Source organism: Candidatus Aramenus sp. CH1, assembly GCA_022678445.1.
GTDB lineage: Archaea > Thermoproteota > Thermoprotei_A > Sulfolobales > Sulfolobaceae > Aramenus.
The window spans coordinates 77,501-98,189 of sequence record JALBWU010000007.1 but is presented as its reverse complement, the minus strand read 5'-3'; the positions used below and the strand labels follow the sequence as shown (position 1 = coordinate 98,189).

The window sequence follows — 20,689 nt, the reverse complement described above, 5'->3', positions numbered from 1 at the left end:
ATTATCATGCGTCAAAAGTACTTGTGTTTAGTGTGTGGTAGGTCATTTTACGAGGGGCAGGGTGTTGTGATTACCATTGCCGACAGGAAGTTGGAGTTCCACAGCAAGGCCTGCGCTTACAAGTTCTTTAAGAACGTCCTGGAAAACGCCGACAAAGACTGTATTTCCTCTGCGGTAAAAGACGTTTACAAAAAGTTTTCCGAGTCCTTAGAGAAAAGGAAAGTAGAGAAAAAGATATGAATCAGCGTAGGTCTTGTCATCACTGCTCAGGGTCCGCCACATTCTTCATTCGCATTCTCTTTTACCCCTGGTTTAAAAGCGTCCATGAAGGCAGTTTTTTAACTAAAACTGTTTATAATATGTTTGGGCAATAATGCAGATTACTCCTAAACGCATAGGTTCGTACGAGTGGAGGATAGAAAAGGGAACTCAAGAGTGCATGAAGGTTCCGGTAACCGTGTTTGCGGACGACGTGCTAATAGAGAAAATGAAACAGGACTTGACGCTAAAGCAGGCAACAAACGTTGCGTGCCTCCCAGGGGTTCAAGAGGCAGTATACGTCTTGCCAGACGGCCATCAAGGATATGGCTTCCCAATAGGGGGAATAGCAGCTACGGCCATTGACGAAGGCGGAGTAGTGAGCCCCGGAGGTATAGGTTACGACATAAACTGCGGAGTGAGGTTGCTCAGGACGAACTTAGACTACGATGACGTAAAACCTAAGCTCAAGGAACTTGTGGAAGAGTTGCACAAGAACGTCCCAAGCGGTGTGGGAAGCGAGGGAAAGGTAAGGCTCACGATGCAACAACTCGACGAAGTGCTCGCCAACGGCGTCGAGTGGGCGGTAGACAAAAGCTACGGCTGGGAGGAGGACATGGAGCACATAGAGCAAAAGGGGAGCTGGGACATAGCAGATCCCTCTAAGGTTAGTAACGTCGCAAAGCAAAGGGGAATGAACCAACTGGGAACTCTTGGCGCGGGCAACCACTTCCTAGAGGTTCAAGTGGTGGACAAGATATACGACCCAGAGGTGGCAAAGGCCATTGGCATAACCCACGAGGGCCAAGTGACCGTAATGGTGCACACCGGGTCCAGGGGGTTAGGTCACCAGATTGCGAGCGACTACCTCCAGATAATGGAGAGAGCTATGAAGAAGTACAATATAAACGTCCCTGATAGGGAACTCGCCGCAATTCCGTTCGAGAGTAGGGAGGGACAGGATTACTTCCACGCCATGGTTTCTGGAGCCAACTTCGCGTGGACTAACAGGCAACTGATAACCCATTGGGCAAGGGAGAGCTTTGGGAGGGTCTTCAAGACAGACCCCGAGAAGTTAGACCTTCACATAATTTACGACGTTGCCCACAACATCGCCAAAATAGAGGAATACGACATAGAGGGCAAGAGGAAAAAGGTTCTTGTTCACAGGAAAGGAGCAACTAGGGCGTTCCCGCCAGGTAGCCCCGAGATCCCGCAAGACCACAGGAGCATTGGCCAAGTAGTTTTGATTCCAGGCAGTATGGGCACTGCCAGCTACGTGATGGCAGGGATACCAGAGGGTAAGAGGACGTGGTACACTGCTCCACATGGGGCTGGAAGGTGGATGTCTAGGGAAGCCGCAGTGAGGAACTACCCAGCCAACGCCGTTATTGAGAGCCTAGAGGACAGGGGTATAATAGTTAGGGCAGCCACCAGAAGAGTAGTGGCAGAGGAGGCCCCAGGAGCCTACAAGGACGTGGACAGGGTAGCTAAGGTGGCGCACGAAGTGAAAATAGCTAAACTTGTAGCAAGGCTGAGGCCAATAGGAGTGACCAAGGGATGAAGAGAGAGGACGTCCTTGTAGAGGAAGTGGAGGACGTAACCCTCGACGACTTAAAGGGACTCGACAAGGCAATAGAGGTTTACGGCAAAATATATGGGTTCAGCGCCGAGGCCGTCTACAAGTCCTCCCAAATCTTAAAGGAAATGGTTAGAGAAGCCGACCTGAGGTTCCTCTCGTTTACGGCCAACTTGGTCTCTACGGGCCTTAGAGGGATTTTTGCCGACTTGATAAAGAGGGGTTTCTTCAACGTCGTTATAACCACGGGGGGAACAGTTGACCACGACCTAGCTAGGAGTTTCGGCGGGAAGTATTACAAGGGAAGCTTTAACTACGACGACAGTATGCTGAGGGAGCTAAAGATCCATAGACTAGGAAACGTAGTGATCCCTTTTGAGGCTTACGGTGAGGTTATTGAGAACGTCGTTAGAAAGGTAATCCCTGAGCTGACAAGGGAGAAGAAGGAATGGCCTGTGTACGAGCTCTTGTGGGAGTTCGGGAAGAGGATCGAGGACGGGAACTCCATCCTAAGAGCAGCTTACGAAAAGAAGGTACCCGTGATAGTCCCCGGAGTAGTTGACGGAAGCTTTGGTACCAACTTGTTCGTCCAGTCCCAGTTCACGGGGCTTAGGATAAACCTCTTCGAGGACATGAGGCTATTAAAGGACTTGGTCTTCTCGTGCAAGAAGTCCGGTGCCCTAATTATAGGAGGAGGGATAAGCAAACACCACACGATATGGTGGAACCAATTTAAGGAAGGCTTAGACTACGCAGTCTACTTGACCACTGCGCAGGAGTACGACGGAAGTTTGAGCGGTGCGAAGCCCAGGGAAGCGATATCTTGGAACAAGGTATTGCCTAACGCGAAGCAACAAGTGATCTACGGCGACGCTACGGTTATCTTGCCTATTCTGGCTTCATCCTTATTAAGTTATTCTGCTTGATATTTTATTTGCGGTGACATTTAGTGTCGGCTAGAGAGAAGTTTACCAGCATTTCGCCTGCAGAGTTCTTCAAGAGGAACCCGGAGCTGGCCGGGTTCTCCAACCCGGCTAGGGCTATGTACCAAACCGTGAGGGAACTTGTCGAGAACGCACTTGACGCCACTGACGTCCACGAAATTTTGCCCTCCATTAAGGTCATAATAGACGTCGACAACAAGGAAAAGGAGATATACAAGGTAACGGTTGAGGACAACGGCATCGGAATCCCTCCGCACGTAGTCCCGGACGCCTTTGGCAGGGTGCTCTACAGCTCAAAGTATGTTTTGAGGCAGACAAGGGGTATGTACGGGCTAGGAGTAAAGGCAGCAGTGCTCTACAGCCAGATGTATCAAGAGAAGCCAGTGGAAATAATCACGTCCCCAATAGGCTCCAAGAGGATCTACATCTTTAAGCTTAAGATTGACGTCACCAAGAACGAGCCAATCATATACGAGAGAAGTTCCGCTTCAAACGAGAGGAACTTCCACGGTACTTCGGTCTCAATCTACTTGCTTGGCGACTGGCAGAGGTCAAAGCAAAGGGTCTACGACTACATAAAGAGGACGTACATAGTTGCACCTTACGCCGAGTTCTACTTTAAGGACCCAGACGGCAACGTCACGTTTTACCCTAGGCTAACGAATAAGATACCAAAACCTCCACAGGAGGTAAAGCCACACCCCTACGGCGTAGATATAGAGCTACTAAAGAACATGATAACCCATCTAAACCCGAGCTACACAGTAAAGGAATTTCTAATTAAGGAGTTCCAGAGCGTCGGGGAGGTTACAGCCCAAAAAGTCCTGGAAATGGCAAACGTGAGCCCGAGCAAGAAGATATCCTCGTTGACCGACGACGAGCTTTCAAGACTTACAGAGGCCATGAAGAAGTTCCCAGACTTCCGTCCACCATCTCCAGATGCCTTGTCCGTTATAGGATCTGACCTAATAGAGCTGAGCTTGAGAAAAATCTTTAACCCGGAGTTCGCTGGAGCAGTTACCAGGAAGCCTAAGGCCTACCAAGGCCACCCGTTCATAGTCGAGGTGGGGCTTGCGTACGGGGGCCAAATACAGCCTTCTCCGGAGCCGCTAGTGCTGAGGTATGCCAACAAGATCCCCCTGATCTACGATGAAAAATCTGACGTGATATGGAAGGTGGTGTCTGAGATAGACTGGAAGAGGTACGGCATAGAAGAAGACCAGTTCCCACTTGTGGTCATGGTACACCTCTGCAGTACAAAAGTCCCCTACAAGAGCGCTGGGAAGGAGAGCATAGCCGAGGTGGAGGAAATAGAGAAGGAGATCAAGAACGGGATCATGGAAGTTGCGAGAGAACTCAAGCAGTTCTTGACGCAGAAGAAGAAGGAGGAGGAAGCCAGGAAGAGGATGCTCACCTATCTAAAGTATATCCCTGAGGTAGCCAAGAGCCTTTCTACGTTCCTAGCTGATAGTAAGAAAGAGGAGCAGGACAAGTACAAGGAGGAGTTGCAGTACCTCCTATTCGAGATAGTGGTAAGGAAATTGAATTTAAAAGACCTAGAACAATATAAATTATATAAGGTTGAGGAAATATGAGTAGCGAGTTGACCTCAAAGGTAGACAGGGAAGCGAGGAAAAAAGCCGCTGAGGTTCTCAAGACCAAGTTCCTGAGGTTAATAGAGCAGGTAAAGGAGGGACAACCACCGGTAATGGAGATACCAAAGAGGACCCTTGCCAATACGGTGTACGATGAGAAGAGGAAGCTCCTCCTGCTGGGCGAGGAGAAGCTCAAGAGGTCCTTCATAGACCTAAACGAGGCAAAGAGGTTTATGCAGACTACGCTAATGGGCAGTATAATTTACGAGGCCCTAATTAACGACGAGTACCCGACCATACGTGACCTTTACTATCGCGGAAAACACTCCATAGTCCTCAAGTCCCCAGAGGGGAAAGTGTACGAGGAGAACACGTGGGATGAGCAGAAGGAATCAGATAGCGTCATAGTGGACATAGAGGTCTTCACTTCGTTACTGAGGGAGGACATGCTAATACTCAGCAAGGAAAAGGGAAAAGTTGTGGGGGACATGAGGATTAGGAGCGGTAATGACGTAATAGACCTCAGCAAGATGGGACACGGGGCCTACTCTATTGAGCCAACCCCTGACTTAATAGACTTCGTAGACGTAAACGCTCAGTTTGTCCTAGTAGTAGAGAAGGACGCAGTGTTTCAGCAATTGCACAGGGCGGGGTTCTGGAAGAAGTACAACTGCATTCTCGTGACCAGCGCTGGCCAGCCGGATAGGGCAACGAGGAGGTTTGTGAGGAGACTACGTGATGAGCTCAACCTCCCAGTGTACATCTTGACAGACGCCGACCCTTACGGATGGTACATCTACAGCGTCTTCAGGATAGGCTCGATTAACCTGTCCTATGAGAGCGAGAGGTTGGCAACTCCTGACGCCAAGTTCCTGGGCGTCTCAATGGGAGACATCTTTGGAACCAAGATCAAAAAGCCCTACTTGACGGAGAAAGAGAGGAACTCTTTCATAATCAAGGCAAAGGACTTCGACATCAAGAGGGCCCAGGAGATAAGGAACTACAGCTGGTTCAAGACCAAGAGCTGGCAGGAAGAGATAGACTTGTTCCTCCAGAAGAAGGCAAAGCTAGAAATAGAGGCTATGGCGAGCAAGGGGCTCAAGTTCCTCGCCTTCCAATATATCCCAGACAAGATCCAAAAAGGCGATTACATAAGCTAAATCAGCCGAGACAGGTCATTTCACCGCTCAAAGTACTTGGGTTCTTCATCTATTCCTTATATCCCAATATCTCGTTAAAAGTATTTTTCCTGCACACGTTGCAGTACATGTAAATGGTCTTCTGTTTGCTGATGTCAAAGCTTACGTTCAGGTCCCTCTCTGTACCGCACTCAGTGCACCTTATTCTCCAAGGCATAATATCTTAAAATCCTCCTCTTTATATTAAAATTGCTGTGAAGACTTCAGACTAGCTGAGACATGATGAGGGGCCAAAGCTCGGAGCACAAGAGTTAAAAGCTCTGCAGTGAATCAACAAGAGGGAAGGTCGATGGGTGTCAACTATACAACAGTTGGCGAATTGAAAGAAGGTAACTACATAGTCATTGACGGAGAGCCCTGCAGGGTAGTTGAGATACAGAAGGCAAAGACCGGAAAGCACGGCGCTGCTAAGGCCAACGTAGTCGCGATAAGTATATTCACGGGGGCCAAGAAGACCTTGATGGCCCCGGTTGACCAACAAGTTGAGGTGCCCATCATAGAGAAGCACGTGGGCCAGATACTCGCCGACACTGGGGACAAGCTCCAAGTAATGGACCTCAATACTTACGAAACTTTCGAGATGGAGAAACCAAAGGAAGAGGACTTGGCAAGCAAGATAAGGCCAGGAGCCGAGATAGAGTACTGGACTATAATGGGAAGAAATAAGATAGTGAGAGTTAAGTAAATTCCTGTGTAAGTCATGCTTGACAACATAAAGGACGCTGTAAGGAAGTTTTTGGGCGGTAGTTCTTCTTATGACCAAGCTGTAGAGGAGTTCATAAAGGACCTCCAGAAGGCCCTAATCTCCTCCGACGTCCAGGTTAAGCTTGTCCTCTCCTTAACAAACAGGATAAGGGAGAGGCTGAAGAAGGAAAAGCCTCCCTCCTCCTTGGAGAAAAGGGAGTGGTTCATAAAGGTAGTCTACGACGAGCTCTCCTCATTGTTTGGGGGAGACAGAAAACCCGAGGTAATCCCGGAGAAGATACCCTATGTTATCATGCTTGTAGGAGTGCAGGGCAGCGGCAAAACTACTACTGCGGGGAAGTTGGCTTACTTCTACAAGAAGAAGGGGTTTAAGGTAGCCCTAGTTGGGGCAGACGTGTATAGGCCAGCAGCCCTAGACCAGCTGATGCAGATAGGGGAGCAGATAAAGGTCCCAGTGTATGGCGAACCCGGAAACACTGACGCAGTTGGGATAGCGAAGAGGGGAGTGGAGAAGTTCCTGAAGGAGAAGTACGACATAGTGATCGTGGACACCGCAGGGAGGCACGGGTACGGGGAGGAGAGCAAGTTGCTGGAGGAAATGAAGAACATCTACGAGGAGCTGAAGCCTGACGAGGTAATTTTGGTCCTCGACGCGTCAATAGGCCAAAAGGCGTACGACCTGGCCTCCAGGTTTAACCAGGCTAGTAAGGTGGGCTCCATAATCGTTACCAAGATGGACGGGACCGCAAAGGGAGGGGGCGCCCTTTCAGCCGTAGCCGCCACTGGAGCTAGGATTAAGTTCATAGGTACAGGGGAGAAGATAGAGGAGCTTGAAGTTTTTGAGCCAAGGAGATTCGTCGCAAGGATTTTGGGAATGGGGGACATAGAGGCCATTATAGAGAAGATGAAGGCACTGGAGGACTACGATGCCATGCAGAAGAGGATGGAGGAGGTAATGAGTGGTAAGGGCAAGCTCACCTTGAGAGACCTGTACAAGCAGATGATTGCCTTAAGGAAGATGGGTCCTCTCTCCAAGGTCCTCCAGCTGATCCCAGGCGTCAACTTGATGGGCCAAGTTTCCGAGAAGCAGTTGAAGGTCGGAGAGGAAAAGATGAAGAAGTGGTTGGCCATAATGAACTCCATGACCTACCAAGAACTCGACAACCCAGACATAATAGACAAGTCGAGGATGAGGAGAATAGCCCTAGGTTCTGGTACAGAGCCGAGTGACGTCAAGGAACTCCTCGATCACTTTAATAACGTCCAGAGGATGCTGAAGTTAATAAAGAGGAGAAGGAAGGATGTGGAAAAGCTCCTCGGACAGTTCGGAAATATTGAACAAGGCTAGAGAGCTCCTCTCCAAGTATCCTCTCTGCGACAGTTGCTTGGGAAGGTGCTTTGCTAGGCTAGGACAAAACCTCACAAATGCACAGAGGGGCTTTGCCCTAAAGGTATCCCTGTTACTGCAAGTTGACCAAGAGGTAAAGGAACACAAAGTGGAAAACCTAGAGCTCGTAAAGGAACTGTTCTTCAACATTGGTACAATCGCACAAGGCACCTTCAAGAACTACTTCAGCGAGGAGTTCCAGAAGAGGAGCTGTTACCTATGCGGAGACGTAATCGAGGAACTGTTGGACGACTTTGAGAGGAAGGCGATTGAAGTGCTCAAGGATCGCCCAAAGTACGTGTTAGGAGTAAGGTTGTCCGACGACTTGAGGAGGAGGGAAACTGCCTTCTCCGTGGATAACGGCCTGATCTATTACGAGAGCCTCAAAAACGAGTTAAAAAGGGAAGTAGGGAAGAGACTGAGCGCCAAGGGCTTTCCCCCAGAGATGGACAACCCGGAGGTAGAAGTGATATACGACGTGGGCACTAGGTCAGTGTACACCCTGTCCAAGGTGAGGAAGTCCCTTTATGTGTACAACAGACTAAGCAGAGGGGTGCCCATATCCTCTTGGTACGGTAAGGGGACCTCCCTAGAGGACGAGTTAAAGAAGGCAATGGTAGTCCCCTTTTCCGAGCCATCTGAGGTCAGGGTTCTCGACCCCTACCCCTTGGTGGTGAAGGAGGAAACCAGGGAGGAGATAAGGGCAGTTGGCTACTACATTAAGAAGGTAGGGGAAGTATCGGGAAGAGAACTGGGCTTAATAGCCCAGTCGCTACCTCAAAAGAGAGTGTACAGGGTGACCGTATACACAGAGGAGGAAGTAGGACAAGAGGTGTACGACGGCATAAGGGACCTAATAATAGAGGCGAGGAACTTCGACGAGTTAAAGGAGAAGCTGAAGGAGGTAAAGGGGGAAGTGTTAACGGTGGACCTCATCGATTCGGAGGGAAAACATAAAAGAATCCTGGAGCAAATTAAACTATGAAGGTAGCCCTAGTTGGACTAGGCGTAATGGGTTGGAGAATAGCCGCAAACCTAGCCTCAGATAAGAAGCTAGACTACGTGTACAACAGAACGACGAGCAAGGCAGAGGAGTTCTCCAAGAAGTACAACGTCAAGTACTTCACGGACTTGAAGGAACTTGTGAGGAACTCGGACTTCGTTATTACAATGCTGGCCGACGACAACGCGGTCTCCTCAGTTTATCACGAGATGTTGAGCGAGGCGAGGGGGAAGATCTTCGTCGACATGTCCACCATCTCCCCTTCTGTAAGCGTGGAAATAGCAAAGAAGATGTCAGAAGCCGGGGGTGTCATGTTCGACGCCCCAGTTATAGGCACTTCTGTGTTCGTGGAACAGAGGAAATTGACCGTCCTCGTGGGGGGCCCTAGGGAGAAGTTCGACGAAGTAAAGGAAGTACTTAAGAGCACTGCCTCCAATATACTCTACTTGGGCAAGAACGGCATGGGGCTTTACGCAAAACTAGTGAACAACTTGCTTGTAGGTACTTACGTTGCCACGTTGGTGGAGGCCTTCAACTTCGGGGTGAAGTCGGGGTTAGACCCCAACGAGGTAGCCAGGATCCTGGCTGAGATGGCGAGCGCAAAGTCCCCCACCTCAGAGATCAAGGCACCAAAGCTGGTAACAGGGGACTACAACACCCAGTTTGCCACAAAACACATGAGGAAAGACCTAGAGATCATACAAAGGGAGTCGCAGAACCTCAAGGTAATAACCCCCTTGTCGTCCTTGGCGCTACAGCTCTACAGGATGGCGGAGGCGCTAGGTTACTCCGAGGCCGACTACGTGTCAGTCTACGAGGTCTTCAAGAGGTTCTCTCCAAAATAGAGCTCAACCTTTTTGTGAACTTTTCAAAGGAGAACTCGTCTGCCCTTTCCCTCACGTCAACTTCCCACTTGCTAGCCTCCCTTATTGCTGGCACAGCCTCCTCCACGCTCTCGTAACCCAGGCCGTACTTCCCCTCAGCCACCACGTCGTACCAAGCTCCACCGCTCTTGTGGACGACGGGGGTTAGCCCAGCGCTCATGGCCTCCACAATTGATATACCAAAGTGCTCGTTGACCTTCGGGTGGAAGTAGACCTTAGCCTTAGAGAAGTATTCGTCTATCCTAGCGTCGTCCGGGTTCTCCTCTACTATCACGTTGCCCAAGGAGTTGGCAATGGACTTGAACTGCTCTACGTACTTTAAGTCCCTACCAGTGGAGCCTAACACGGCGAACTTGAAGTCCTTCATTCTCTTGGCAACCTCGATCACGTTCTCCAGGTTCTTCTCAGGGGATATCCTCCCCACGTAGACAACGAGCCTCGAGTTCCTCTCCTTTGCCTTAACACTCCTCAGCTCTACTGGGGGGTACAAGGTCTCTGCAGCGTAACCGGAGACCTCTAACAACCTCCTAGTCCAGTTGGAGTTGGCCAAGAGCCTGCTCTTAGACCTCCTGAAGAGCGCCCTGTGTAAGTACTTGTATGGAAGGAAGTATAGCCTCTTTTTCCTGTCCCTAATGTAGTCCTCGTAGTAGTAGTACTTCTCCACCACCTTCAAGTTGTCCGTCAGGGACCAGGGGAAGTGAACGTAGCTAAAGGTACTCCAAGTGACGTCGCCTATAGTGCTGAAGCTGTTCTCCCTCTTAGTCATAGTAGATAAGTAGAGGGCTTTGTATATGCCGAACTTGAGGGGAAAGGGCCTTATTATCACCTTGTCCGGCTCAACGTAGTGTCTGTCCCACTTCCTCACCTTCTCTCCGTTGAAGTTGGTGGTAACTAACGTTACCCTGTAGCCCAGTTCCTTCAAAGTGTAAAGGACCGCTACGGCTACTCTCTCGCTCCCTCCGAGGACCTCAAAGGAGTGGTGAAAGAGCGTGAACTCCACGAAACTTAATTTCCCTGAGTAGTAAAAAGCTCACATGGAGCTAAACCTAGTCGGCAAGAGAGTAGTGGTAACTGCCTCAACTGAGGGTATAGGTAAGGGCATCGCCAGGGCGTTGGCAAAGGAAGGTTGCAAGTTAGTCGTGTCATCGAGGACGGAGGAAAAGGTAAGGAGGACAGTAGAGGAACTGAGGAAGGTCAACCCCTCAGTCTGGGGAACTAAGTTTGACGTGACCAACTACGAGGACTCAGAGAGGCTCTTCTCCTTCGCCGTGGACGTGATGGGAGGAGTGGACGCCGTAGTCGTCAACACGGGCAACCCTCCCTCAGAGCCCTCCTACTTCGAGGAGACCAGCATGGAGGACTGGGACTACTCAGTCAAGCTGTACTTGACTGGGATAGTGAAGCTAGTAAAGACCTTCGTCCCAGAGATGGTCAAGAACGGTTGGGGGAGGGTGATCTTCCTCTCCTCTTGGACAGTGAAGGAGCCCCAGAGGATACTCTCTTTAGCGGACGTATCTAGGGCGCCGCTAATCCAGTTGGCGAAGATATTGGCAAAGACCTACGCGAAGCACAACGTCACCTTCAACGTGATCCTAATGGGGAGCTTCGAGACGGAAGGGGCCAAGAGGACAATAAAAAGGCTAGCAGAGAAGGAGGGGAAGAGCTTCGAGGACTTGTGGAAAGAGGTAGTCCTCTCCACCGTACCCTCAGGGAGGATAGGCGACCCAGAGAGGGATCTGGCACCACTGGTGGCGTTCCTCCTCTCCGACAAGTCGTGGTACGTAAACGGGACTTCAATTCTGATCGATGGAGGGCTGACAGACGCGGTCTGAGGATTAAGGCAAACCTTCAACATTAACCTTTATTTACTCATGGTATTATCAATTAAATTATTCACGGAAAGGTTTTTTAACCTCAGTCCTACAACATAGATATTGAAATGACCTCCAAAAATGCTGTAAAAGTAAAGACTCCAGCAGGGAAGGAAATGGAGCTCTCGCCCGAGAAGGTGTGGATGCTGGCGCCAAAGGGAAGGAAGGGCGTAAAGATAGGCTTATTCAAGGACCCAGAGACCGGGAAGTACTTCAGGCATAAGTTGCCGGACGACTACCCAGTCTAAACTTTTTTACCTACTTTTTGCATTTTCAACGCGATGAACGTCATATTAAAGGTAAGTGGGAAGTTCTTTGACGAGGAGGATCCCGGGAAGCTCCTTGCCTTAAAGAACTCGGTTCTCCAGCTGGTGAAGGAAGGGTACAGGGTAGGGATAGTCACTGGGGGCGGACAGACGGCTAGGAAGTACATAAACCTCGCCAGGAAGATGGGAAGCAACGAGGCTTTCCTTGACCTGCTGGGCATATGGGCGTCCAGGCTAAACGCCTACCTCGTAGTCTTCTCCCTCCCGGAGGTCGCGTACATGAAGGTCCCTGAGAGCCTGGAGGAGTTCATCCAAGCTTGGTCCCACGGCAAGGTGGTGGTCACTGGAGGTTTCCAGCCTGGGCAGTCTACTGCAGCCGTCTCAGCCTTGGTCGCAGAGGCCACCAACGCGGATCTCCTGGTAGTAGCGACTAACGTGGACGGGGTCTACGAGAAGGACCCGAGGCTCTACTCAGACGCAAAGCTCGTGTCGAGGCTTACCACGGCAGAGCTCAAGAGGATACTCGAGGGCTCCCAGTCTGTAAGCGCTGGTACTTACGAGCTCCTGGATCCCCTTGCAATAAAGATAGTAGAGAGGTCGAGGATAAGGGTCATCGTCGCCAACTACAACAGGATATCGAGGCTAAAGGAAATTATTAAAGGGGAAGAGGTTGCTAGTATAGTGGAGCCTGCGTGATTTAGATGTCAATCCTAGACGAAGAGGAGTTCAGGAAGCTGAGGGGCTTCAGGGGAAAGGTGAGCTCTGCTGAGCTCAACAGCATCTTGGAGGAGGTGGAGGAGGACTTCGCCAAGAGCGGTAGCCTCAAGTCTTCCCTAATATTCGTGTACGTCAACCACATAGAGCAAGTCAGGAAAAACAAGGAGCTCTACGACTTAATTTCAACAATCTTGGAAAAATACGCCCCAAAGATAGGGCTCGAGAACGTAGCTCAACTGATACTGAACTCCCTTTCTTAGTTCGAAAATAGAACCGTTAATCTCCGAATTGTTTAATAACGCTCTTACCTTTCTAAAACCTTTTAGGTGCATTAGTTGAAAGTTGGTATACTAGACTCTACTCTACGCGAAGGAGAGCAGACGCCAGGAGTCGTCTTCACTGTAGACCAGAGAGTGGAGATAGCCAAGGCCCTATCCACTCTGGGAGTAGCTATGATAGAGGCCGGCCACCCGGCAGTGTCCCCTGACATCTACGAGGGAATAAAGAGGATAATGAAACTGAAGAGGGAAGGGGAAATAACCTCAGAAATCCTGGCCCACAGCAGGGCGGTGAAGAGGGACATAGAGGTAGCGGCAGAGCTTGAGGTCGACAGGATAGCCATCTTCTTTGGCGTCAGCGACATCCACTTGAAGGCGAAACACCACGTCTCGAGGGAGGACGCCCTCAACATCATCGCTGAGCACGTCTCGTACGCCAAGTCCCATGGCGTAAAGGTCAGGTTTACCGCTGAGGACGGTAGCAGGACAGACTTGGACTACTTGGTCCAGGTGGCGACTACTGCTAGGGACGCCGGGGCAGACAGGATTAGCATTGCGGACACCGTTGGCATCCTATACCCCTCGAAGACTAGGGAGCTCTTCTCGTACTTGACAAGGGAGGTGCCCGGGGTGGAGTTCGACATCCACGCCCACAACGACTTGGGGATGGCAGTAGCGAACGCTTTGGCTGCAGTAGAGGGAGGGGTGACAATAATCCACGCAACTGTCAACGGCCTGGGAGAGAGGGTAGGGATCGTCCCCCTACAAGTAGTCGCGGCTGCGATCAAGTACCACTTCGGCATCGACGTGGTGAAGCTGGATCAATTGCCAAAGGTGGCCTCCCTAGTTGAGAAGTACAGCGGGATAGCCATGCCCCCCAACTACCCCGTCACCGGAGACTACGCCTTCGTCCATAAGGCCGGGATACACGTAGCCGGGATCTTGAACGACCCGAGGACTTACGAGTTCATGCCCCCGGAGACCTTCGGCAGGAGCAGGGACTACGTCATAGACAAGTACACCGGAAAGCACGCTGTCAGGGACAGGTTTGAGAGGCTAGGGGTAAAGCTCACAGACCAAGAGCTAGAGCAGGTTCTGGCAAAGATAAAGAGCCAGAACTCTAGGTTCCTCAGGGACGTGGACCTGCTGGAGATAGCCGAGGAAGTGACGGGGAAGGTGCTCAAGCCGAGGCCACCGGAGAGGATAGAGGCCATGGTGTCCATAAAGTGCGACTCGAACGTGTACACCACTGCCGTCACCAGGAGGCTCTCGGTCATACAGGGGGTAAAGGAGGTGATGGAGATATCTGGCGACTACGACATCCTAGCAAAGGTCGAGGCAAAGGACTCAGTTGAGCTCAACGCCGTCATAGAGAACATAAGGTCGGTGAAGGGCGTCTCCTCCACTTTAACTTCCTTAGTGCTCAAGAAGATGTAAGATTTTTAAGCGTCCACGAGAACCTAGATATTGCGGGAGTGCCCGAGCTGGTCGAAGGGGGCGGACTCAAGACCAGTTGAGCGATCCGCTGGCGAAGGCCGTCCGGGGTTCAAATCCCCGCTCCCGCATTTAGTAAAATACTAGAATCTTCTTCTCCTTATAACTCTTGAAGACCTTACAACTTAGCTCTTCCTCAACCCTCTTTAGCTCCTCCTCGTGTTCTTGGTAGATGTTGAATGGAACTACGACAACACAGTTGCGAGCGGAGAGGAACTTAACAGCGGAGTACACGTTCTTCACTAGCAGTGGGTTAAGCTCGGCGAACTTGGAGAGCCCACGCCCCTCCACCTCTACCAAGACAGCCTTTTCCACTCTGCCTACGTCAATCTCTATAGTAACTTTCATTGCACCCTCCTTCCGTTTTTCAGACATAAAAACTTTACAAGAAATTTATGTGGTAATGAAGGTTTTTAAATATTTCAGGATTTTGGCCCTTGGGGTCTACGTGACAGCCCCAAATGGTTTTTACCTACGACCCCCTTGAGCATAATATGGATTTGGAGAAAGCGGAAGACGTTAGGAGGCTAGCAGAGGAAATAAACAGGAAGGTCGGGCTCGGCCTCGACCTGACCAGGGTGGAGTTCCTTAGATCCAGGGGTGCAAGGACCACGGCCGTGGCCAGGACGCTCTCCCTCCCTCCACAGTGGAGGTTCGTGCTTGGGGAGGAGAAGGTCTACATCGTTGAGGTGATAAGCGAGAAGTTCGACCCACTGGAGTGCGTTGACAAGGCCTTTGTCGTCCTCCACGAGCTACTCCACATACCAAAGAGGATGGGAGGAGGGCTCAGGAACCACAACTCCAAGGAGTTCAAGAGGGTAGGAAGGCTAATGAGGAAGCTGGACGGCGTCTGCGATACCCCAAAAAGTTAAAGTGGGCTTCTCCTCTAAGTTCTTGTGGTCAGCTTATTCAAGGCCCTCATCTCCGTAGGCTTCGAGAAGGTGGCGCCTAGGACGTTGAAGAGGGGGGAGGTAACGGTGAGCGTCAAGTTCGGAAGGGACGTCAAGTGGGTAGTGGTGACCCCCTCCGGCACCTTCACGTACTACAGCCAGAGGTCAGCCCTCCACGGGCTAGTGATAAGGAACGCCCTGACTAGGGAGGACCTAGAGATCATGTCTATGATGGGCCTAGAGTACGCCAGAGAGGAACTGGAGAAGCTCGGCTCCGCTAGGAGGAAGGTCGACGGCTCGGAGAACCTAAGGAGGATAAAGTCCGAGTTCATAAAGCAGGTCGTGTACCCCTTGTTGCTCCAAGTGCTACTTAACAACGACTACCAGTGCCCCATCTGCGGTGAAGTTATGGAGAGCACCCACGACTTCTTCCTCCACCTCAACGCCTCCACAACCATGAGGAGGAGGCACAGGGAGTTCATGAAGGAGCTCACCGCGGAGGTAACCGGGGAGAGGGTGTAACGCGGGAAAGCCCTCTCACCCCTGCCATCGATGAGTCGTCCTCTAACTTGAGAAGCCAGGGATTCCAGGAAAGCCGGAAAAGTCGTGAAAGGTTTTATTCTAGAAACCCCATTTTTCCCCGTGTACTACGACGCCCACTGTCACTACGTTAACCTAAAGAAGAAGTACGAGGGCTTCGTGATAGCCTCCGTCGGCATGGACTACCGCTCCTCCTTGGCCAACCTCGAGCTCAAGGACGAGAACGTCTTGAAGGGCGTTGGGATACACCCGTGGAACGTGGGGAAGGAGAAGCTAGAGGAAGTGTTGTCCCTAGTGGAGGGGGCCGACTTCCTAGGGGAAATAGGGCTTGACTATAGGCTCTCCAGCGCCTCAAGGAAGCTACAAGCCAAGTACTTCGAGGCCTTCTTGGAGGAGGGCCAGGGCAAGACGGTAAACGTCCACGCGCTTGACGCTTGGGCAGACGCCCTAAAGTTGCTCCTGAACCACGACGTGGAGAGGGCAATACTGCACTGGTACTCCGGGCCAACTGACCTCTTGAAGGACATAGAGGGTGCGGGATACTTCGTGACAATAAACCCCTCCGTGACCTTTCAAGCGAAACACAGGGCGGTGTTAGAGAGGGCACCACTAGAGATCCTCTTGACGGAGAGCGACGGTGGCTACGAGTACAAGGGGAAACTGCTCGAGCCCACAGACGTGATCCCCACGCTGGAGTTCATAGCAAAAGTCAAAGAAATAGAGTTAGAGGAGGTAAAAAGAAAGGTTGAGGAGAACTTCAAGAAGGCCTTTAAGCTGTGACCCTCGCCTTTATCTTCTCTATCCTGGCCCTCTTTAGCTCTTCCATCAACGCCAGGAGCTCCTTGAGCGAGTAGCCCATTGGCTCCAACTTCTCCCTGCTGTCCGTCATTATCTGCACTGCAAGGGGGTAGAGCTCCTCGACCCTCCTCACCGCGTACTCTTGGTCTTGTATTAAGGACAGCCCGTAGTTGACGTGCCTCGCCTCGTCCTCTATGATGTTCCTGACGCCCTCGTTGAACTTGACGAGCCCGTACTTCCTCGAGGTCTCGTTGAGTACCTTCAAGCCCACAGTAGCCAACACGCCCTCCGTTATCACGTGGAACCTCGTCGCCACGTCGTCGAGGAAGCGATGCGACTTTAAGTCCTCCACGAGCCCGTCGAAGAGCTTTATGTATGAGGCGGGCAACTTCACGTCCCTCAGCGGTTCCTCCTTGAAGTACTCCCTGAAGAAGTCGAAGTGCTCCAGTTCCTCTATGACCTGCTGTAGGGAGTACCCCTTTACCTGCTTCGACAGGGAGAACACCATTGGCCTCATCTTCTTCCACCTTGGCATTAGCCCCTCTGGGTAGAACATCGCCGAGACGTACCTTATGCCCTCTCTTATTTCTTTAGGTAGAGAATACCACGCCTCTTCCATTTTTCCTTCGTTAATTTAATTTATTTTTTAATATAAATCGTTTATCTTTGACTAACTTTGTTATCCTCCGGTTTTACGTCACCGTGGCCTTCCTCCTACTGCGTCTCAAGTAGCCTTCAGCTGGGGTGCAAGAGGTAGCGTCTCGCGTGCCGAGAGGCGTTTGCGTCAGTTTGCGTCATCTTCAACGCTTATTTACTTAAGGGGGTATAAGTTAAGCTGCTCTTCGACCTAATGCCCAAGGAGGACAGAAGGGACTTCTTCGACAGGGAGAGGGAGATAGAAAGCGTGAAGTCCCTGTCCTCGCCCATGACCCTTGTCCTTGGTCTAAGGAGGACTGGGAAGTAGTCCGTGCTGAGGATAGCCATCAACGAGCTCGGCGCGCCCAACATATACGTGGATTTAAGGAAGTTCGAGGACAGGGCGTACATTCCCTACAAGGACTTCCTGCTGGAGGTGGAGAAGGAGGTGAGAAAGCTCACAAAGAGGTTCCCCTCCCTGTTGGACTTCCTCAGGGGGATCAAGGGCGTCAACGCAGCGGGGAACGAAATAACGTTCAACTGGGGGAAGAAGGACAAGCTCAACTTCACCGACCTCCTGGAGACGCTGAACGACTGGGCTGAAGAAAGGGTAGTGGTGGCGTTTGACGAGGCCCAGGACCTAATTAACTTAAGGGGGGCCGACTTGCTCAACCCCCTAGCCTACGTCTTCGACAACTTGAGGAAGGTCAAGGTGGTCATGAGCGGTAGCGAGATGAGGTTGCTCTACCGTTTCCTCGGAGTGGACAACCCCAAGTCCCCCCTGTTTGGGAGGGCCATGAACGAGGTGGAGCTAAAGCCCTTTAGCAGGGAGGATAGCGTGGAGTTCTTGAAGAGGGGCTTTGAGGAGGCCAAAGTGGAGTTCAGGAAGCACGAGAGAGCGTACGAGGAGCTAGGGGGCATCCCGGGCTGGCTGACGTACTTTGGCTACTACTACGTGAACACCAGGGACTTCGACGAAAGCATTAGGAGGACGACAAGGAGGGCGAAGGAGCTCGTTTTGGAGGAGTTCGAGAACTTCCTCTCCAAGAGGCCAATAGCAAGGGGAAGGTACTTAGCAATAATGAGGAAGGTGGCAGAGGGCTGTAGTAGGTGGAGCGAGATAAAGAGGGCCTTGGAGCTCCACGAGGGCAGGGAGATAAACGACTCGGAGGTCTACAACTACATCAACAGCCTCATGGAGTCCTCGTGGATAGTGAAGGACGAGGAGAGGGAGGTCTACTGCCCCGTGGAGAAGCTTATAGCGGGCCTTCAAGGACTAGGGACGGCAGACAAAAAGTTCGCGGGGCAGACTTAAGGCTGGCTCGTGGGCACTGGACGTAGCGTCAGGTAGGAGGGGGAGTCCCTTGCACGTCTTGTGTCCAGCAGTGTGTCCTTAGGAGCTTGGCCCTTGGGCAGGGCCTCCATCTAGCGTGTAAAACCCTTGTCCCCAACTCCCTGCCACTTGTCCATGCCCACAGTGGACGCCGTGGAGGGCTCTAGGGGAGCACTGTCCACCTAGTAGAGCAACCTCCCCGCCTTTCTCCCCTCCCTGTAGGCAGCGTAAGTCACGAGGAACGCAGCTGCAAATGCGGTCGCCAAGACCAGGACGACGTCTATGAGCGAGAAGTCGCTCGAGTCAATAGCCCTCCTCAAGCTCCTGACGTTGGAGAAGAACCCCGAGATGTAGTCCCACGCGTCCCATATTGTGGCGAAGGCGTCGTAGATCGTCACAAGCCAAGCTAACCACCCCCCTCCCCTCACCGCAGTCCTCGCCGTGACGTAGGTGGCCATCACTCCCCAGACTATGAAGGCCAAGCCAAAGAAGAGAAAGGAAAAGGAGAGGAGGAAGACTGCAGAGGAGTAACTTATGTAGCCCAAGTAGCTCACGATGAAGGTTATAACTATGGCGAGGACGTAGCCCATTGGAAGGAAACCGCCAAGGGCGTAGAAGAGCTTTCCTGTAACAGGTCTCACTGCGGAAATCCTACCAGCGTTGTAGCTGTTCCACATGGAGAAGACGAAGTCCACAACTAGCACTATTATCCCAAGTATTAGGAGAAGTCCCATGGATAACATTTCGATTTGGGTTGAAAAGCCTTTTGCATGGCTGAGGAACTGCCCGGGAAAACTGAAAGTCCTAGTAAAAAGAAATTTACGATGGGGCGTAATTCTTTTAAACTCAGCCGACACTTAGTGAGTATGGGACAAGTAATACAGTTAGTGGCGTTTTCCTCACTGGTGGCCTTCTCCATCTTCCTCACCTACCCCATAACATTTAAGAGGCTCTCGTGGAAGTGGTACCGGTTCTTAATCGGCCTTGCCCTAGGCATCTTGGTTTACCTGCTAATGGATGTGTTCTCCGGTACCTACCCCTTGTTGCAGGGATGACAATACTATGCCCTCTTCATAGTCCCCTTCACCTCCTCCTACCTAGGGTTCCACTTCTACTCCTCCAGGGTGAGGAGGGACTACGCCAAGACAGCGTCCCTGGTCGTGTCCCTTGGGATAGGGCTCCAGAACTTCACGGAGGGGCTTGCCATAGGCGGTTCCCTTAGGGAGGGGCTCTCATCTTTCCTCCTCCCCCTCGTAGTGGGGCTGACCATGCAGAACGTAACCGAGGGCTTCCCCATAGTGTCTCCCTTCCTAGGGAGGGAAGTGGACAGAAGCTACCTCCTCGCCATGTACGCGTTGGGCGGTACCCCCACCCTCCTTGGTTCTCTACTTTCCTACTCCCTCGGGTCCGACCTGCTAGTTGTGGCGTTCAACGCGTTGGCCATGGGCGGTATTCTCTTCGTAGCCCTGGAGATGTACAAGGGATTGGCAAAAGGCTCCAACAAGGGCACAAGGGACCTGGCTGAACTGGGGATAGCGACCGGGATAGCGATAACCTTTGTAGTGAACCTACTGTGAGCCCAGAGAGTTGTCCCCGGGATAGTGGGACTCTAGTGTCAAAACCCTTTTCTCCAGAAACGCAAGTTGTTAAACTTTTTACCGGGAAAATCAAACACTACGCAGAAAGGTTTTCACAAAACCGTGATTTTTCTAAAAACTTTTAACAACTCCTTCGTTTACTGGACTGCAGGGCTTACATTTTCTCATTTCTCGCTAAAAAGTTTTCATGAAAATCCTCTTAATACAACAGACCACCCTTAACCCCCTCGTCAGACCCAAGGGGGAACTATCAAAGTAGCAAGAAGTTAGCTTTATATCTGGTTTGTATCAAGTATATTCTTGCACACTTCCCCCCGGAGGCAAAACCTCCGGCGGGGGAGTTCACGATGACTATGGGGGGATGAGAACCCCAGAGCTAATAACTCTGGGACTCCTCATTCCCGACAAGGGGAGCCGAGATAGTGAAAAGCACCCCACTCCCCAATTCCGGTTGATCCTGCCGGACCGGATCGCTATGGGGGTAGGGCTAAGCCATGGGAGTCGTACGCTTCCGGTAAGGAGGCGTGGCGGACGGCTGAGTAACACGTGGTCAACCTAACCTCGGGACCTGGATAACCCCGGGAAACTGGGGCTAATCCGGGGCGGGCAAGGGGATCTGGAACGACCCCTTGCCGAAAGGCCCCTGAGCTGTCACCGCTCAGGGGCGCCCGAGGATGGGACTGCGGCCCATCAGGCTGTTGGTGGGGTAACGGC

General features: G+C 51.6%; 25 protein-coding genes, 1 tRNA gene and 1 rRNA gene (1 of these 27 only partly in view). 22 read left to right on the top strand and 5 right to left on the bottom strand.

From position 1 onward, the window contains the following. Positions 1 to 6 precede the first annotated feature (6 nt). The 5 genes from MPF33_06520 to MPF33_06500 all read left to right on the top strand — a co-directional run bounded on the left by MPF33_06520 (position 7) and on the right by MPF33_06500 (position 5,536). Positions 7 to 240 (top strand): hypothetical protein, encoded by a 234-nt coding sequence (locus tag MPF33_06520; protein MCI2414881.1) that lies wholly within the window; start codon positions 7 to 9, stop codon positions 238 to 240. Positions 241 to 373: 133 nt separating this feature from the next. Continuing rightward, positions 374 to 1,822: an RtcB family protein gene (locus tag MPF33_06515; GenBank protein ID MCI2414880.1), complete on the top strand. Its 1,449-nt coding sequence runs from the start codon at positions 374 to 376 to the stop codon at positions 1,820 to 1,822. After that, positions 1,819 to 2,763 carry a deoxyhypusine synthase gene (locus tag MPF33_06510; protein MCI2414879.1) on the top strand — a complete coding sequence of 315 codons (945 nt, stop codon included), beginning with the start codon at positions 1,819 to 1,821 and terminating at the stop codon, positions 2,761 to 2,763. The genes MPF33_06515 and MPF33_06510 overlap by 4 nt, the downstream gene beginning before the upstream one ends. A 23-nt stretch (positions 2,764 to 2,786) precedes the next feature. Next, positions 2,787 to 4,376, top strand: coding sequence for a DNA topoisomerase VI subunit B (locus tag MPF33_06505; protein MCI2414878.1), 1,590 nt, complete (start codon positions 2,787 to 2,789; stop codon positions 4,374 to 4,376). Next, the gene (locus MPF33_06500; protein ID MCI2414877.1) at positions 4,373 to 5,536 is read left to right on the top strand and encodes a DNA topoisomerase IV subunit A; all 1,164 of its coding nucleotides are present in this window, start codon (positions 4,373 to 4,375) and stop codon (positions 5,534 to 5,536) included. Before MPF33_06505 ends, MPF33_06500 begins: the two co-directional genes overlap by 4 nt. 49 nt (positions 5,537 to 5,585) lie before the next feature. Here MPF33_06500 and MPF33_06495 read toward each other — a convergent pair whose 3' ends face one another. Further along, a complete protein-coding gene (locus tag MPF33_06495; protein ID MCI2414876.1) occupies positions 5,586 to 5,732 on the bottom strand; it encodes a hypothetical protein in 147 nt (48 codons plus the stop codon). Positions 5,733 to 5,864: 132 nt separating this feature from the next. Here MPF33_06495 and MPF33_06490 point away from each other — a divergent pair, with 132 nt between their 5' ends. From MPF33_06490 to MPF33_06475, 4 genes are read left to right on the top strand one after another with little or no spacing between them, the layout of a single operon-like run. Beyond that, positions 5,865 to 6,260 carry a translation initiation factor IF-5A gene (locus MPF33_06490; GenBank protein MCI2414875.1) on the top strand — a complete coding sequence of 132 codons (396 nt, stop codon included), beginning with the start codon at positions 5,865 to 5,867 and terminating at the stop codon, positions 6,258 to 6,260. Between the two features lie 15 nt (positions 6,261 to 6,275). Continuing rightward, the gene (locus MPF33_06485) at positions 6,276 to 7,628 is read left to right on the top strand and encodes a signal recognition particle protein Srp54 (protein MCI2414874.1); all 1,353 of its coding nucleotides are present in this window, start codon (positions 6,276 to 6,278) and stop codon (positions 7,626 to 7,628) included. After that, positions 7,582 to 8,652, top strand: coding sequence for a pseudouridylate synthase (locus tag MPF33_06480; GenBank protein MCI2414873.1), 1,071 nt, complete (start codon positions 7,582 to 7,584; stop codon positions 8,650 to 8,652). The genes MPF33_06485 and MPF33_06480 overlap by 47 nt, the downstream gene beginning before the upstream one ends. Continuing rightward, positions 8,649 to 9,515 carry an NAD(P)-dependent oxidoreductase gene (locus tag MPF33_06475; protein ID MCI2414872.1) on the top strand — a complete coding sequence of 289 codons (867 nt, stop codon included), beginning with the start codon at positions 8,649 to 8,651 and terminating at the stop codon, positions 9,513 to 9,515. Before MPF33_06480 ends, MPF33_06475 begins: the two co-directional genes overlap by 4 nt. Here the strand turns inward: MPF33_06475 and MPF33_06470 are convergent. Then, entirely contained in the window at positions 9,493 to 10,554 is a 1,062-nt protein-coding gene (locus tag MPF33_06470; GenBank protein ID MCI2414871.1) for a glycosyltransferase, read from the bottom strand. The two genes, MPF33_06475 and MPF33_06470, sit on opposite strands and share 23 nt — an antisense overlap. A gap of 34 nt (positions 10,555 to 10,588) precedes the next feature. On the opposite strand from MPF33_06470, the gene MPF33_06465 reads away from it, so the two are divergent. From MPF33_06465 to MPF33_06440, 6 genes are all read left to right on the top strand, one after another. Then, on the top strand, positions 10,589 to 11,386 hold the full coding sequence (locus MPF33_06465) for an SDR family oxidoreductase (protein MCI2414870.1): 798 nt from the start codon (positions 10,589 to 10,591) through the stop codon (positions 11,384 to 11,386). Between the two features lie 107 nt (positions 11,387 to 11,493). Continuing rightward, positions 11,494 to 11,673 (top strand): chromatin protein Cren7, encoded by a 180-nt coding sequence (locus MPF33_06460; GenBank protein MCI2414869.1) that lies wholly within the window; start codon positions 11,494 to 11,496, stop codon positions 11,671 to 11,673. Positions 11,674 to 11,706: 33 nt separating this feature from the next. After that, positions 11,707 to 12,387, top strand: coding sequence for a UMP kinase (pyrH, locus tag MPF33_06455; GenBank protein MCI2414868.1), 681 nt, complete (start codon positions 11,707 to 11,709; stop codon positions 12,385 to 12,387). 5 nt (positions 12,388 to 12,392) lie between these two features. Further along, on the top strand, positions 12,393 to 12,668 hold the full coding sequence (locus tag MPF33_06450) for a hypothetical protein (GenBank protein ID MCI2414867.1): 276 nt from the start codon (positions 12,393 to 12,395) through the stop codon (positions 12,666 to 12,668). Positions 12,669 to 12,743: 75 nt separating this feature from the next. Beyond that, on the top strand, positions 12,744 to 14,123 hold the full coding sequence (gene lysS, locus MPF33_06445) for a homocitrate synthase (GenBank protein MCI2414866.1): 1,380 nt from the start codon (positions 12,744 to 12,746) through the stop codon (positions 14,121 to 14,123). A 32-nt stretch (positions 14,124 to 14,155) separates the two neighbouring features. Further along, positions 14,156 to 14,251 (top strand) — tRNA-Leu (locus MPF33_06440). 1 nt (position 14,252) lies between these two features. On the opposite strand, the gene MPF33_06435 is transcribed toward MPF33_06440, so the two are convergent. Further along, positions 14,253 to 14,528 carry a hypothetical protein gene (locus MPF33_06435; GenBank protein MCI2414865.1) on the bottom strand — a complete coding sequence of 92 codons (276 nt, stop codon included), beginning with the start codon at positions 14,526 to 14,528 and terminating at the stop codon, positions 14,253 to 14,255. 146 nt (positions 14,529 to 14,674) lie between these two features. Here MPF33_06435 and MPF33_06430 point away from each other — a divergent pair, with 146 nt between their 5' ends. The 3 genes from MPF33_06430 to MPF33_06420 all read left to right on the top strand — a co-directional run bounded on the left by MPF33_06430 (position 14,675) and on the right by MPF33_06420 (position 16,390). Beyond that, positions 14,675 to 15,052 carry a metallopeptidase gene (locus MPF33_06430; GenBank protein MCI2414864.1) on the top strand — a complete coding sequence of 126 codons (378 nt, stop codon included), beginning with the start codon at positions 14,675 to 14,677 and terminating at the stop codon, positions 15,050 to 15,052. A 24-nt stretch (positions 15,053 to 15,076) separates the two neighbouring features. Beyond that, complete coding sequence (locus MPF33_06425) at positions 15,077 to 15,592, top strand: hypothetical protein (protein ID MCI2414863.1); 516 nt, start codon at positions 15,077 to 15,079, stop codon at positions 15,590 to 15,592. Positions 15,593 to 15,712: 120 nt separating this feature from the next. After that, entirely contained in the window at positions 15,713 to 16,390 is a 678-nt protein-coding gene (locus tag MPF33_06420; protein ID MCI2414862.1) for a TatD family hydrolase, read from the top strand. Here the strand turns inward: MPF33_06420 and MPF33_06415 are convergent. Further along, a complete protein-coding gene (locus tag MPF33_06415; protein ID MCI2414861.1) occupies positions 16,380 to 17,027 on the bottom strand; it encodes a hypothetical protein in 648 nt (215 codons plus the stop codon). The genes MPF33_06420 and MPF33_06415 overlap by 11 nt on opposite strands. Positions 17,028 to 17,375: 348 nt before the next feature. On the opposite strand from MPF33_06415, the gene MPF33_06410 reads away from it, so the two are divergent. Further along, positions 17,376 to 18,359, top strand: coding sequence for an ATP-binding protein (locus MPF33_06410; protein MCI2414860.1), 984 nt, complete (start codon positions 17,376 to 17,378; stop codon positions 18,357 to 18,359). Positions 18,360 to 18,559: 200 nt separating this feature from the next. Here the strand turns inward: MPF33_06410 and MPF33_06405 are convergent, their stop codons facing one another. Continuing rightward, positions 18,560 to 19,111 (bottom strand): hypothetical protein, encoded by a 552-nt coding sequence (locus MPF33_06405; GenBank protein MCI2414859.1) that lies wholly within the window; start codon positions 19,109 to 19,111, stop codon positions 18,560 to 18,562. Between the two features lie 132 nt (positions 19,112 to 19,243). On the opposite strand from MPF33_06405, the gene MPF33_06400 reads away from it, so the two are divergent. The 3 genes from MPF33_06400 to MPF33_06390 form a co-directional block, all read left to right on the top strand. Next, entirely contained in the window at positions 19,244 to 19,432 is a 189-nt protein-coding gene (locus tag MPF33_06400) for a hypothetical protein (protein MCI2414858.1), read from the top strand. Positions 19,433 to 19,501: 69 nt separating this feature from the next. After that, entirely contained in the window at positions 19,502 to 19,954 is a 453-nt protein-coding gene (locus tag MPF33_06395) for a hypothetical protein (protein MCI2414857.1), read from the top strand. 465 nt (positions 19,955 to 20,419) lie between these two features. Beyond that, positions 20,420 to 20,689: ribosomal RNA gene (locus MPF33_06390) — 16S ribosomal RNA — on the top strand; it runs 1,228 nt beyond the window's last position.

Bases quoted from the DNA above. Each gene is read 5' to 3' on its own strand.
- MPF33_06495 (MCI2414876.1), bottom strand. From the start codon at position 5,732: ATGCCTTGGAGAATAAGGTGCACTGAGTGCGGTACAGAGAGGGACCTG.
- MPF33_06500 (MCI2414877.1), top strand. From the start codon at position 4,373: ATGAGTAGCGAGTTGACCTCAAAGGTAGACAGGGAAGCGAGGAAAAAA.
- MPF33_06490 (MCI2414875.1), top strand. From the start codon at position 5,865: ATGGGTGTCAACTATACAACAGTTGGCGAATTGAAAGAAGGTAACTAC.
- MPF33_06515 (MCI2414880.1), top strand. From the start codon at position 374: ATGCAGATTACTCCTAAACGCATAGGTTCGTACGAGTGGAGGATAGAA.
- MPF33_06415 (MCI2414861.1), bottom strand. From the start codon at position 17,027: ATGGAAGAGGCGTGGTATTCTCTACCTAAAGAAATAAGAGAGGGCATA.
- MPF33_06485 (MCI2414874.1), top strand. From the start codon at position 6,276: ATGCTTGACAACATAAAGGACGCTGTAAGGAAGTTTTTGGGCGGTAGT.
- MPF33_06480 (MCI2414873.1), top strand. From the start codon at position 7,582: ATGTGGAAAAGCTCCTCGGACAGTTCGGAAATATTGAACAAGGCTAGA.
- MPF33_06400 (MCI2414858.1), top strand. From the start codon at position 19,244: ATGGGACAAGTAATACAGTTAGTGGCGTTTTCCTCACTGGTGGCCTTC.
- MPF33_06460 (MCI2414869.1), top strand. From the start codon at position 11,494: ATGACCTCCAAAAATGCTGTAAAAGTAAAGACTCCAGCAGGGAAGGAA.
- MPF33_06510 (MCI2414879.1), top strand. From the start codon at position 1,819: ATGAAGAGAGAGGACGTCCTTGTAGAGGAAGTGGAGGACGTAACCCTC.
- MPF33_06520 (MCI2414881.1), top strand. From the start codon at position 7: ATGCGTCAAAAGTACTTGTGTTTAGTGTGTGGTAGGTCATTTTACGAG.
- MPF33_06435 (MCI2414865.1), bottom strand. From the start codon at position 14,528: ATGAAAGTTACTATAGAGATTGACGTAGGCAGAGTGGAAAAGGCTGTC.
- MPF33_06475 (MCI2414872.1), top strand. From the start codon at position 8,649: ATGAAGGTAGCCCTAGTTGGACTAGGCGTAATGGGTTGGAGAATAGCC.
- pyrH (MCI2414868.1), top strand. From the start codon at position 11,707: ATGAACGTCATATTAAAGGTAAGTGGGAAGTTCTTTGACGAGGAGGAT.
- MPF33_06465 (MCI2414870.1), top strand. From the start codon at position 10,589: ATGGAGCTAAACCTAGTCGGCAAGAGAGTAGTGGTAACTGCCTCAACT.
- MPF33_06450 (MCI2414867.1), top strand. From the start codon at position 12,393: ATGTCAATCCTAGACGAAGAGGAGTTCAGGAAGCTGAGGGGCTTCAGG.
- MPF33_06405 (MCI2414859.1), bottom strand. From the start codon at position 19,111: ATGGGACTTCTCCTAATACTTGGGATAATAGTGCTAGTTGTGGACTTC.
- MPF33_06430 (MCI2414864.1), top strand. From the start codon at position 14,675: ATGGATTTGGAGAAAGCGGAAGACGTTAGGAGGCTAGCAGAGGAAATA.